13 protein-coding genes are annotated in these 12186 nt (G+C 68.4%); 10 read left to right on the forward strand and 3 right to left on the reverse strand.

All coding sequences use genetic code 11. The features are described 5' to 3' along the window. Window positions 1–64 precede the first annotated feature (64 nt). The gene (gene recJ / locus MRB47_RS05390; protein ID WP_252102116.1) at window positions 65–1789 is read right to left on the reverse strand and encodes a single-stranded-DNA-specific exonuclease RecJ; all 1725 of its coding nucleotides are present in this window, start codon (window positions 1787–1789) and stop codon (window positions 65–67) included. Continuing rightward, window positions 1786–2742, reverse strand: coding sequence for a phosphoglycerate mutase (locus MRB47_RS05395; RefSeq protein ID WP_252102117.1), 957 nt, complete (start codon window positions 2740–2742; stop codon window positions 1786–1788). Before MRB47_RS05395 ends, recJ begins: the two co-directional genes overlap by 4 nt. Window positions 2743–2858: 116 nt before the next feature. Between MRB47_RS05395 and MRB47_RS05400 the strand changes: the two genes are divergently transcribed. The 3 genes from MRB47_RS05400 to lolD all read left to right on the forward strand — a co-directional run bounded on the left by MRB47_RS05400 (window position 2859) and on the right by lolD (window position 6113). After that, window positions 2859–4049 (forward strand): glycerophosphodiester phosphodiesterase, encoded by a 1191-nt coding sequence (locus MRB47_RS05400; RefSeq protein WP_252102118.1) that lies wholly within the window; start codon window positions 2859–2861, stop codon window positions 4047–4049. Window positions 4050–4186: 137 nt separating this feature from the next. Then, entirely contained in the window at window positions 4187–5440 is a 1254-nt protein-coding gene (locus MRB47_RS05405) for a lipoprotein-releasing ABC transporter permease subunit (protein ID WP_011806526.1), read from the forward strand. Continuing rightward, window positions 5433–6113, forward strand: coding sequence for a lipoprotein-releasing ABC transporter ATP-binding protein LolD (gene lolD / locus MRB47_RS05410; RefSeq protein WP_047349873.1), 681 nt, complete (start codon window positions 5433–5435; stop codon window positions 6111–6113). Before MRB47_RS05405 ends, lolD begins: the two co-directional genes overlap by 8 nt. Window positions 6114–6169: 56 nt before the next feature. On the opposite strand, the gene MRB47_RS05415 is transcribed toward lolD, so the two are convergent. Then, a complete protein-coding gene (locus MRB47_RS05415) occupies window positions 6170–6541 on the reverse strand; it encodes a carboxymuconolactone decarboxylase family protein (protein WP_011806524.1) in 372 nt (123 codons plus the stop codon). A 140-nt stretch (window positions 6542–6681) separates the two neighbouring features. Between MRB47_RS05415 and MRB47_RS05420 the strand changes: the two genes are divergently transcribed. The 7 genes from MRB47_RS05420 (at window position 6682) to MRB47_RS05450 (ending at window position 12176) form a co-directional block, all read left to right on the forward strand. Beyond that, window positions 6682–6963, forward strand: a complete 282-nt coding sequence (locus MRB47_RS05420) for an ArsR/SmtB family transcription factor (RefSeq protein ID WP_172209352.1) — start codon at window positions 6682–6684, stop codon at window positions 6961–6963. Window positions 6964–7018: 55 nt separating this feature from the next. Then, entirely contained in the window at window positions 7019–7216 is a 198-nt protein-coding gene (locus MRB47_RS05425; RefSeq protein WP_011806522.1) for a DUF2892 domain-containing protein, read from the forward strand. A 121-nt stretch (window positions 7217–7337) separates the two neighbouring features. Continuing rightward, window positions 7338–8177, forward strand: a complete 840-nt coding sequence (locus tag MRB47_RS05430; RefSeq protein ID WP_252102119.1) for a TatD family hydrolase — start codon at window positions 7338–7340, stop codon at window positions 8175–8177. Window positions 8178–8270: 93 nt separating this feature from the next. Then, window positions 8271–8801, forward strand: coding sequence for a DNA-deoxyinosine glycosylase (locus tag MRB47_RS05435; protein ID WP_252102120.1), 531 nt, complete (start codon window positions 8271–8273; stop codon window positions 8799–8801). Window positions 8802–8805: 4 nt separating this feature from the next. Next, entirely contained in the window at window positions 8806–9567 is a 762-nt protein-coding gene (locus MRB47_RS05440) for a hypothetical protein (RefSeq protein WP_011806519.1), read from the forward strand. Window positions 9568–9587: 20 nt separating this feature from the next. After that, entirely contained in the window at window positions 9588–11384 is a 1797-nt protein-coding gene (locus tag MRB47_RS05445; protein ID WP_252102121.1) for a GspE/PulE family protein, read from the forward strand. Between the two features lie 303 nt (window positions 11385–11687). Continuing rightward, a complete protein-coding gene (locus MRB47_RS05450) occupies window positions 11688–12176 on the forward strand; it encodes a tripartite tricarboxylate transporter TctB family protein (protein WP_088888468.1) in 489 nt (162 codons plus the stop codon). Window positions 12177–12186: the final 10 nt, after the last annotated feature.

A 12186-nucleotide genomic window follows, 5' to 3' on the forward strand; every position in this document is an offset into this window, starting at 1 on the left:
GCTGGATCATACGGTTTAATGCATACAAAATTCACATTTTGTTGCGTTTAGGCTGCTCCGAGCGTCACATTGCAGGCGACTCCAGTCCCTCCACCAGAAACTGCACCCGCCGCTCGCCCCGCCACTCGTTCACGTCCAGCCGGAAGGCCAGCAACGCCCGTTCGGGCAGCGGGTCGGTGTGGCCGAACCAGATGGCGTCCACGGGCTGGCCCTGGTGCAGCAGCTTGATAGACAGGTGGTTGCGCGCCTCGCCCACCAGGCGCTGGCTCAGCACCTGCACCTCCTCGCTGAAGGTGGGCGGCGCAAAGCCCTGGCCCCAGACCTCGCGGTGCAGGGTGTCCACCAGCTCGGCGCGGCAGTACTCCGGGGCCAGCGGGCCGTCGGTTTCCAGCCGGCGCGTGAGCGTCGCGGCATCCAGCCATTCCTGTGCGACCTGGGCGAAGGCCTGCTCGAAGTGGTCGAAATGCTCCTCGGCCACGGTGCAGCCGGCCGCCATGGCGTGGCCGCCGAACTTCAGGATCACGCCGGGGTGGCGCTTGGCCACCAGGTCCAGCGCGTCGCGCAGATGAAAGCCGGGGATGGAGCGCCCTGAACCCTTCAGCTCATGCTCCTTGCCCGGCGCGCTGCTGGCAGCGAACACGAAGGTGGGGCGGTGCAGCTTGTCCTTGAGCCGCGAGGCCACGATGCCCACCACGCCCTCGTGGAAGTCCGGGTCGAACACGCTGATGGCGGGCGGCGGCTCCTCGCCTTCGTCGAACAGGCTCTCCGCCAGCAGCAGGGCCTGCTCGCGCATGCCGCCCTCCAGTTCGCGCCGCTCGCGGTTGATGGCATCCAGTTGCCGGGCCAGGTCGGCGGCGCGCGCCGGGTCGTCGGTCAGCAGGCATTCGATGCCCAGCGTCATGTCGGCCAGGCGCCCCGCGGCATTGATGCGGGGCCCAAGGGCAAAGCCGAAGTCGAAGGTGGTGGCGACGGGGGCCTTGCGCCCGGCGGCGTCGAACAGGGCCTGGATGCCGGCCTGCATCTGGCCGGCGCGGATGCGCTTCAAGCCCTGCGCCACCAGGCGGCGGTTGTTGTTGTCCAGGCGCACCACATCGGCCACGGTGCCCAGGGCCACCAGCGGCAGCAGCGGCTCCAGCTTGGGTTGCGTGGCCTTGTCGAACACGCCGCGCGCGCGCAGCTCGGCGCGCAGCGCCATCAGTACATAGAACATCACGCCCACGCCGGCGATGGACTTGCTCTCGAAGCCGCAGCCCGGCTGGTTGGGGTTCACGATGGCGTCGGCCGCGGGCAGTTCGGGGCCGGGCAGGTGGTGGTCGGTGATGAGCACCGTCAGCCCCAGCGCCTTGGCGCGCGCCACGCCCTCGATGCTGGCGATGCCGTTGTCCACGGTGATGAGCACGTCGGCGCCGCGCTCGTGCACGCGCTGCGCGATGGAGGCGGTGAGGCCGTAGCCGTCCACCACGCGGTCGGGCACCAAATACTGAACATGGCGTGCGCCCAGCAGGCGCAGGCCGCGCACCCCCACTGCGCACGCAGTGGCGCCGTCGCAGTCGTAGTCGGCCACGATGAGCAGGCGCCGGTCCTGGCTGATGGCGTCGGCCAGCAGCGCCGCGGCCTGCTGCACGCCCATGAGGGTGTCGGGCGGCAGCAGGCGGGCGAGGGCGTCGTCCAGCTCCTCCTTGGCGCGGATGCCGCGCGCCGCGTACAGGCGTGCCAGCAGCGGGTGCACGCCGGCCTGCTCCAGCGCCCAGACCACGCGCGGCGGGATGTCTCTTGCTACTATTTTCATAGCTGCTCGCGCACGCTGGAAAAGCGCTGGGGCTTAAAAAGACTCTGAATGCGCTGGCCCAGGCTGCGCGGCGCCGTATGCCAGGACTGTGCGCCGCGTTCGCCGCACAGCGTGAGGCGCGCCGCGCCGCCGCCCGCCACATGCGCGGCCAGGCGCGCCACGGGGCCGGCGTCCAGCGCGGCCCAGGCCTGGCGCCAAGCGTGCCAGTCCTCGCGCAGCGCAGCGTCCAGCAGGGTGGTGGGCATCTCGGGCGCCGGCATGGGGGCGGGTGGCTGGGGCAGGGCGCCTGCGCCGTGCACCCAGAAGGCATTGACCGGCGGCAGGCCCTGGGCCGCGCGCGCGTCGTTGAAGGGGTGGGTGTACAGCAGCATCTGCATCTCGCTGTGCAGGCGGTGCAGCAGGCGCGCGCGGGCGGGGTCGGGCATCCAGGCGCGCACGTCGCGCTGGATCACGCGGTCCAGCGACGCGGTGGGCAGGTTGTCGAACACTGCACCTTGCGCGACCCAGCGCGTCGGCTGGTCGTAGGCGAGCGTGATGCCGTCCTCGGCAAACCAGGGCGCCACGATGGCGAGCAGCGCGCGCGAGGCGGCCTCGTCCAGCTGCAGCCGCGCCGGGTCGCCCAGCGTGACATGGTCGGCACCGACCTGCCAGTGGCAAGGGGTGATGAAGGCCCAGGCACCAGTGGCCGCATGGGGAGCGCTGACCTGCTGGTGCTGATACCACGCGGCCCAGGGCGTGGGGCCCTCGCTCGTGGCGGGCAGGCCGTGGTGGCGGGCCAGGGCGCGTTCATGGGGCGGGGCGAAGTCCGTCTCGGCGCCAGCGTCCAGGCCGGTGCTGGACAGGCGGGCCAACAGCCGGTCCAACTGGGGCAGTTCCAGGCCTTCAAGCGCCTGCTGGCATCCCTGGGCCGGGCTGGCGGCCAGCGGGATGAGTAAATGGGGCATGTCCGACATAGGGGTGTATTGTCCCGGATGCACCCGATGACGGTGGGCGCAAAACCCACAGCGTCATGCAAGCGTCACAAGTGCAACAGAGACTGGATCGCTCACTTTTACGGCCAAGGATGCCCATGTCTTCTCACCGTCTTCCCCTGATCATTGCGATGAGTGCCTCCCTGCTGACGACCGCCTGTGGCGGCGGCGACGACCCCGCACCGCTGCCGACGCTGAGCGGCCAGGCTCCGCTGGTGGTGGGGCACCGCGGCGCCTCGGGCTACCGCCCGGACCACACGCTGGAGAGCTATGCGCTGGCCATCCAGATGGGGGCGGATTTCATCGAGCCCGATCTGGTGGCCACCAAGGACGGCCACCTGGTGGCACGCCACGAACCCAACATCACCAGCACCACCGATGTGGCCAGCCGCCCCGAGTTCGCCAGCCGCAAGACCAAGCGCATGGTCGACGGCGTGGAAGAAGAAGGCTGGTTCGCCACCGACTTCACGCTGGCGGAACTGAAGACCCTGCGCGCCATCCAGCCGCTGGCCGAGCGCGACCAGTCCTATAACGGCAAGTTCCAGATCCCCACGCTGCGCGAGGTGCTGGACCTGGCCAAGACCGAGGGTGGCAAGGTGGGCCGCGTGATCGGCGTCTATCCCGAGACCAAGCACCCCACCTACCATGAAGATGCGGGCCTCAAGCTCGAAGACCGCCTGCTGGCCATCCTGGCCGAGTACGGCTACACCAAGAAGGATTCGCCGGTCATCCTGCAGTCGTTCGAGACGGCCAACCTCAAGTACCTGCGCACCAAGACGCAGGTGCGCCTCATCCAGCTGGTGGATGGCAACGACTACGACTTCAAGACCGGCGCGGTCACCTTCGAGGCGCCATATGACCGCCCCTACGACTGGACACGCGCGGGCCGCAAGGACCTGTTCGCTTCCATGGTCACGCCGGCGGGCCTGGCCGAGATCGCCAAGTACGCCGACGGCGTGGGCCCCTGGAAGCCCTACATCGTGCCGGTCAAGGGCACCTTTGGCGCCGACGGCAAGATGGTCGACGTGAACAAGGATGGCGCGGTCAACTACGCCGACGCTTCCAGCAGCACTCCCACCAGCCTGGTGGCCGACGCACACAAGCTGGGCCTGATGGTCCACACCTGGACCATGCGCAACGAAAACCGCCGCCTGGCCTTCGACTACAAGGGTGCCCCCCAGGCCGAGTACCTGCAGTTCTACCGCCTGGGCGTGGATGGTGTGTTCTCCGACTTCGCCGACACCGCGGTGGCTGCGCGCAAGGCCTATCTGACGGAAACGGGCCGCTGAGCCGCGGGCCGGCGCCGCGCAGGGCAGGCGGCCTTGGCGCGTCAGCCCCTTCCGCACCCGGCTTGCGCTGAGGCCGCCGCGCGTTGCTGCCCTGGGCCCGCGCCGCGGGCCCGGGTCGATGACACAATCGCGCTTCCATGCAAATTCCCTACGAACTGGCCCTGGGCTGGCGCTACACCCGGGCAGGCCGGGCCACGCGGCGCAACGGCTTCATCTCCTTCATCTCGGGCGTGTCCATGCTGGGCATCTCGCTGGGGGTGGCGGCACTCATCATCGTTCTGTCCGTGATGAACGGCTTTCAGAAAGAGGTGCGCGACCGCATGCTCAGCGTGGTCTCGCACATCGAGATCTTCGCGCCGGGCGGTGCAGCGCTGCCCGACATGCCGCGCACGCTGGCCGAGGCGCGGGCCAATCCGAACGTGGTGGGCGCCGCGCCCTTCGTCGCCGCCCAGGCGCTGCTGGCGCGTGGCGAGGACATGAAGGGCGCGCTGGTGCGCGGCATCGACCCCGCGCACGAGGCCGAGGTGACCGACCTGGCCGCCGAGAATTTGGAGGGCCTGAAGGCCCTGGTGCCGGGCGAGTTCCGCGTGATCCTGGGCAGTGAGCTGGCGCGCCAGCTGGGCGTGCGCGCGGGTGATGCGGTCACGCTGATTGCCCCGGCCGGCCAGGTCACGCCTGCGGGCGTGGTGCCGCGCCTCAAGCAGATGACGGTGGCGGGCACCTTCAATTCGGGCCACTATGAATACGACTCTGCGCTGGTGATGCTGCACCACGAGGATGCCGAGCGTATCTTCCGCCTGGAAGGGCCGACCGGCGTGCGCCTGAAGCTCAAGAACCTGCATGACGCACCCGAAGTCACGCAGCAGCTGGCGCACAGCCTCTCGGGCAACCTGTTGATCCGCGACTGGACGCAGCAGAACCGCACCTGGTTCGCGGCCGTGCAGCTGGAAAAGCGCATGATGTTCATCATCCTCACGCTGATCGTTGCGGTGGCGGCATTCAACCTGGTGTCCACGCTGGTGATGACCGTGACCGACAAGCGCGCGGACATCGCCATCCTGCGCACGCTGGGCGCCAGCCCCGCCAGCATCATGGGCGTGTTCATGGTGCAGGGCGCCATGGTGGGCGTGATCGGCACGCTGGCCGGCCTGCTGCTGGGCCTGGGCGTGGCCTTCAACATCGACGTGATCGTGCCCGCCATCGAGCGGGCGCTGAACGCCAGCTTCCTGCCCAAGGACATCTACCTCATCAGCAAGATGCCCAGCGACCCGCAAAGCAGCGACATCGCGCCCATTGCCGTCATTTCCCTGATCCTGGCCTTCGTGGCCACCCTGTACCCGAGCTGGCGCGCCAGCCGCGTGAACCCCGCGGAGGCGCTGCGCTATGAGTAATGGGCAAGTGGTGCTGCAGGCGCAAGGCCTGACCAAACGCTTTACCGAGGGCCGGCTGGACGTCACCGTGCTCAAGGGCGTGGACCTGGCAGTGCACGCCGGCGAGACGCTGGCCATCGTGGGGGCGTCGGGCTCGGGCAAGAGCACGCTGCTGCATCTGCTGGGGGGGCTGGACGCGCCCAGCGCCGGCACCGTCACGCTCCAGGGGCAGGCGCTGCAGGCGCTATCGCCCGCGCAGCAGGGGCGCCTGCGCAATGCGCACCTGGGCTTCATCTACCAGTTCCACCACCTGTTGCCCGAGTTCAGCGCCCAGGACAACGTGGCCATGCCGCTGCGCATCCGCCGCGAGCCCTACGCGCAGTGCATCGAGCGGGCGGTGCGCATGCTCCAGGCCGTGGGCCTGGGCGAGCGTGTGCACCATCGCCCGGCGGAACTGTCGGGTGGCGAGCGCCAGCGCGTGGCCATTGCCCGGGCGCTGGTCACGCAGCCGGCCTGCGTGCTGGCCGACGAGCCCACCGGCAACCTGGACCGTGCGACCGCTGATGCCGTGTTCGCCCTCATGCTGCAGCTAGCGCGCGAGCAGGGCACTGCCTTCGTGATGGTCACGCACGATGAATCGCTGGCCGCGCGGTGCGACCGCGTCGTGCGCTTGGTCTCCGGTGCTTTGAGCTAAAAACGGCCTCCAGCGCTTGCTGGGCAAGCGCTGGCAGCTATATTTTCAATAGTAGGTCAGGCCGTCGCGGCGGGCGCTTGCGCGGGGGCGCACTCGTCGAACGCGGCCACGGCATTGGCTGCGTACATCAGCGCGGGGCCGCCGCCCATGTACACCGCAATGCCCAGCACCTCGTGTACCTCGGCGCGCGTGGCGCCCAGGCGTGCCAGGGCCTGGGTGTGAAAGCCGATGCAGCCATCGCAGCGCGCGGCCACGCCAATGCCCAGCGCGATCAGCTCCTTGGTCTTGGCGTCGATGGCGCCGCCCGCGAGAGCCGCCTTGCCCAGCGCGTTGAAACCTTGCATTACCTGCGGAACGCTGTTGCGCAGCTCGCTGACATTGCTAGAGATTTCGCGCGTGAGGGCCTTGTAGTCGGTGGACGAGGTCATGGTGGAACTCCTGGTGGTGAAAGGGATGCGCCAGCTCGGCGCTGTTGACACGTTTATTAGTATCTACTAAATTAGCTTACGTTAATTTAGATATTTATCAACAAGGAGTGCAGGTGGCCACTACCGCCGACCTGGAATTCATGCAGCAGGGCGCCGCGCGCGCGGCCGCGCTGCTGCGCGCGGTGGGCAACGAGCACCGGTTGCTCGTGCTGTGCCTGCTGATCGAGCAGGGCGAGGCCTCCGTGGGTACGCTGCTGGAGCAGGTGCGCCTGAGCCAGTCCGCGCTGTCGCAGCACCTGGCGCGCATGCGCGACGAGGGGCTGGTGACCTTCCGCCGCGACGCGCAGACTCTGTACTACCGCATTGCCGACCCGGCGGCGGAAAAGCTCGTGGCTGCGCTCAAGGACATCTTCTGCCCCTGAGCGGCCGCGTCGCTGCGCAGAGGTACCGTTTTTTTCGTCAACTAGGAGAAGTGTCATGAAACACAACGTTGGGGGTTGGGACCGCGGGCTGCGCATCGCGGTGGGTCTGGTGCTCATCGGCCTGGCGGCCACGGGCACCGTGGGCTGGTGGGGCTGGCTGGGCGTGGTGCCGCTGCTGACGGGCCTGGCGGGCACCTGCCCTGCGTACTCGCTGCTGGGCATGAACACCTGCCCGCTGAGCAAGAAGGGCTGATGGGGCACAGCAGCTCCTGCGGCGCCGATGCGCCGCCGACCGATCCGCAGGACATTGGCGCTGAAACGCACTGAGACACTGCGGACCGGCGCTGGGGGCGTGCGGTGGCATGATCCGGCGCATGGACGTCTGGATCGACACCCATTGCCACCTGGATGAATTTGCAGATCACGGCGGCGCAGCGCTCGCAGATGCCGAGCGTGCACGCGCCGCGCAGGCCGGCGTGGCCCACTGCGTGCTGCCCGCGGTGGAACTCGCCAATCTGCAGGCCGTGCGGGACCTGGCGCACCGCCACGGCGACAGCTATGCGCTGGGCATCCATCCCCTGTTCACTCCCGTCGCCGGCGACGAAGACGTGCCCGCCCTGGCGCGCGCGCTGGAGCAGTACCAGGATGACCCGCGCCTGGTGGCCGTCGGCGAAATCGGGTTGGACCTCTTCGTGCCCCATCTGGACACGGGGCGCCAGCAGCACTTTTACCGGGCGCAGCTGCAGTTGGCGCGCCGGTTCGACCTGCCCGTGATCCTGCATGTGCGCCGCTCGGCGGACCAGTTGCTCAAGGCGCTGCGCGAGCTGCCGGTGCGCGGCGGCATTGCCCATGCCTTCAATGGCAGCCTGCAGCAGGCGCAGGCCTTCATCGATCTGGGTTTCAAGCTGGGCTTTGGCGGCGCGGTCACCTTCGACCGTGCGCTACAGTTGCGCCGCCTGGCCACCGAACTGCCGCTGGACGCGCTGGTGGTGGAGACCGATGCGCCCGACATTCCGCCGCACTGGCTCTACGTGACCGCGGCCGAGCGCGCTGCTGGCCGCCCGCCCGCACGCAACACGCCTGCACAGTTACCGCGCATCGGTGCGGTGGTGGCGCAGCTGCGCGGCATCTCCAGCACAGAACTGGCCCATGCCACGCGCGCCAACGCTTGCGCAGCGTTGCCACGGCTGGCTGAACTGTTGGCACAGGTTTGAGTGCTTTCGGGCTCAAAGGCTTATGCAGCAAGCGCGAGCAGCTATACAAACAATAGTAATGGAGGGCCGGTGGCTGCGCAGAAAAAAACGGTAGTGCTGTCTGCCGGTCGCCTGGTCGGCCTGCCGCCCGTGGTGGGCTCCGGCACGCGGGTGCTGGTGCTGGGCAGCTTCCCCGGTGTGGCATCGCTCGCCGCGCAGCAGTATTACGGCCATCCGCAGAACCACTTCTGGCGCATCCTGGCGGCGCTGTGGCCGCAGCATCCGCTGCCGGGCCGCGACCAGTACGCTGTGCGCTGCGACTGGCTGCTGGCCCGCGGCCTGGGCCTGTGGGACGTGTATGCCGCCTGCGAGCGCGAGGGCAGCCTGGATACCAGCATCCGCAACGCGCAGGTCAACGACTTCGCTGGCCTGCATGCCCGCGCGCCGGGGCTGGCCGCCATCGCCCACAATGGCGGGGAAAGCTTCCGCCACGCCAAGGCCGTGCGCGCCAGCCTGGGGCTGAAGGCAGATGCGCCGATGCCATCGCTGCGCCTGCCGTCCACCAGCCCGGCCAACGCGTCGTGGAGCTTCGAGAAAAAACTGCACGCCTGGGGCGAGGCCCTGGCGACTTTTGGATTGGTATAACGATTTGACCCGCAAGAAAACCGCCGCCACCGAACTGCCCGAGGTGAGCGTCTCCGATGATGGTGAAGTGCGCCACCTGCACCTGGGCACGCCGTGGATTCAGGGCTCCATGCGCATCGCGCAGCCGTTCGAGATCGAACTGGAATACGTGCAACGCATGATGGCCTGGCTGCTGTTTGTGGAGCCTGCCAGCGTGGCCAAGCGCCACGCGATGCAACTGGGCCTGGGGGCCGGCGCCATCACCAAGTTCTGCCGCAAGAAGCTGCGCATGTGCTGCACCGTGGTCGAGCTGAACCCGCGCGTGGAGGCCGTCTGCCGCGCCTGGTTCAAGCTGCCGCCCGACGGCCCCATGCAGCGTGTGGTGCTGGCCGACGCGGCCCAGGAAATCAAGAAGCCCGAATGGCACGGCACGGTGGACGCGCTGGCGGTGGACCTGTACGACCATGAGGCCGCCGCGCCGGTGCTGGACAGCGCGGAGTTCTATGCCGACTGCCGTGCGCTGCTGACGCTGGACGGCTGCCTCACGGTGAACCTGTTCGGCCGCGCCTCCAGCTACGAGCGCAGCCTGGACAAGCTCGCCGAGGCCTTTGGCGCCGACGCGCTCTGGGCCTTCAAGCCCACGCGCGAGGGCAATACCGTGGTGCTGGCCCAGCGCACGCCCACGCGGCCCAAACGTGCCGAGCTGCTGGCCCGCGCCGAAAGCGTGCAGGCCCGCTGGGACCTGCCGGCCACCAAGTGGCTGCGCGTATTCAAACCGGTCGCCTGACCTCTGCCGCCACTCGCACCATGACTGCCGAAGCATTGCCCGCATCCCCCCCCACGGCCGCCGGCGGGCCCACCGGCCCGTTGCAGTGGCGGCTCATCGTCGATTGGCTGCGTGCCGATGGCGTGATCACCGCCGAGCAGGCGCAACGCACCATCGCACGCTGCTCGCAGGCCGAAAGCAGCCAGCACCCGCTGGTGCGGCTGGGCAACGTGGCCATGCTGCGCGCCAGCGACGGCAAGCCGCTGGACGTGGACATCCTCACCGAATACGTGGCCCAGCGCTGCGGCCTGGCGTTTCTGCGCATCGACCCGCTGAAGGTAGACGTGGGCCGTGTGGCCGACGCCATGAGCGCGAGCTACGCCGAGCGCCACAAGGTGCTGCCGGTGCAGGTGACCTCCAAGGAGGTGGTGGTGGCCACGGCCGAGCCCTTCCTGCATGACTGGGTCGCCGAGGTGGAGCGCCAGTCCCGGCGCACGGTGCGGCGCGTGCTGGCCAACCCCCAGCACATCACGCGCTACACGGCGGAGTTCTACGCGCTGGCCAAGTCGGTGCGCGAGGCGCAGAAGGCCGGCGGCGGCGCCGCGGGCAGCAGCTTCGAGCAGCTCGTGGAACTGGGCAAGACCAACAAGCAGCTGGACGCCAACGACCAGGGGGTGGTGCGCGTGGTGGACTGGCTGTGGCAGTACGCCTTCGACCAGCGCGCGAGCGACATCCACCTGGAGCCGCGCCGCGAGCAGGGCGTGATCCGCTTTCGCATCGACGGCGTGTTGCATGCCGTCTACCAGATGCCCATGGGCGTGCTCAATGCCATGGTGGCGCGCGTGAAGCTGCTGGGCCGCATGGACGTGGTGGAAAAGCGCCGCCCGCAGGACGGCCGCATCAAGACGCGCAACCCGCGTGGCGACGAGGTGGAAATGCGCCTGTCCACGCTGCCCACCGCTTTCGGCGAGAAGATGGTGATGCGCATCTTCGACCCCGACAACGCCGTGAAGGACCTGGACGCGCTGGGTTTCACTGCGCACGATGCGCAGCGCTGGGAGCAACTCGTCAAGCGCCCGCACGGCATCATCCTGGTGACCGGGCCCACGGGTTCGGGCAAGACCACTACGCTGTACTCCACCCTGAAGCGCGTGGCCACCGAGGAGGTGAACGTGAGCACGGTGGAGGACCCGATCGAGATGATCGAGCCCAGCTTCAACCAGACGCAGGTGCAGCCGCAGCTGGACTTCACCTTCGCCGAAGGGCTGCGTGCCCTCATGCGCCAGGACCCGGACGTGATCATGGTGGGCGAGATCCGTGACCTGGCCACGGCCGACATGGCCGTGCAGGCCGCGCTCACCGGTCACCTGGTGTTCTCCACCCTGCATACCAACGACGCGCCCAGCGCCGTCACGCGCCTCATGGAGCTGGGCGTGCCGCCGTACCTCATCAACGCCACGCTGCTGGGGGTGCTGGCGCAGCGCCTGGTGCGCATGCTGTGCCGGCACTGCCGGCAGGTGGACGAGGCAGCCGACCCCGAGGCGCTGGCCGACATGATCCGCCCCTGGAAGATCAACGGGGGCTATCGCGCCTACAAGCCCGTGGGGTGCGTGGAGTGCCGCATGACGGGCTTTCGCGGCCGCATGGGGCTTTATGAACTGCTCACCGTGAGCGAGGCGCTCAAGACCCAGGTGAACCAATCGCCCTCCATCGACGCGTTGCGCCGCCAGGCCGTGCAGGACGGCATGCGCCCGCTGCGCCTGGCGGGCGCGCTGCGCGCGGCCGAGGGTGTGACCACGTTCGAGGAAGTCATCGCCGCCACCCCGCCGCTGGAGTAGCGCCTCGATCTCTGCCATCGCGGCGCAGCGGATGCGCCGTTCCGCCGCAGTCACCAGGCGCGCGCCCATCCTTCACAACGCGGTGGAAGGCGGTATTTCCGCGCTCCTGCGGCGCAGGCCCGGCCTGACCAGGGCCCTCGCGCCACCTTCGACGCCGCGCAGCGGTCGGTGCCGTGCCGAAGTGCAGTTCCAGGGGGCGTTGCCTCTAGGGAAAACTTGTATCTACCGGTAGGTGGAATCCACATCGAGAAACGCTGCCCGACACTCCACAATCGCCCGTCGCGTTCCTTTTGGGAGACATTCGTGAAAATCAAGAGTCAGAAAGATTTCTTTTCCGGCCTCATGTTCCTCGTCGTCGGCGGTGGTTTTGCCTGGGGCGCCACCACCTACAGCGTAGGAACCGGCGCCCGCATGGGCCCGGGCTACTTCCCCCTGCTGCTGGGCATTCTGCTGGGCATCATCGGCGCGGCCATCATGTTCAAGGCCACCGTGGTCGAGACGGTGGACGGCGACAAGATCGGCAAGTGGGCGTGGAAGCAGATCTTCTTCATCATTTCCGCCAACCTGTTGTTCGGCGTGCTGCTGGCGGGCCTGCCCAGCTTCGGCGTGCCGGCCATGGGCCTGATCGTTGCCATCTACGGCCTGACTTTCGTGGCCAGCCTGGCGGGCAACCAGTTCCACTTCAAGGAAGTGTTCATCCTGGCCACCATCCTGGCCGTGGGCAGTTACGTGGCATTCATCTGGGGGCTGGCTCTGCAGTTCCCCGTCTGGCCTAGCTTCATCGTGGGTTGATTCGGAGATC

It is taken from the genome of Diaphorobacter sp. LI3, from assembly GCF_022807955.1.
Taxonomy (GTDB): domain Bacteria; phylum Pseudomonadota; class Gammaproteobacteria; order Burkholderiales; family Burkholderiaceae_C; genus Diaphorobacter; species Diaphorobacter nitroreducens.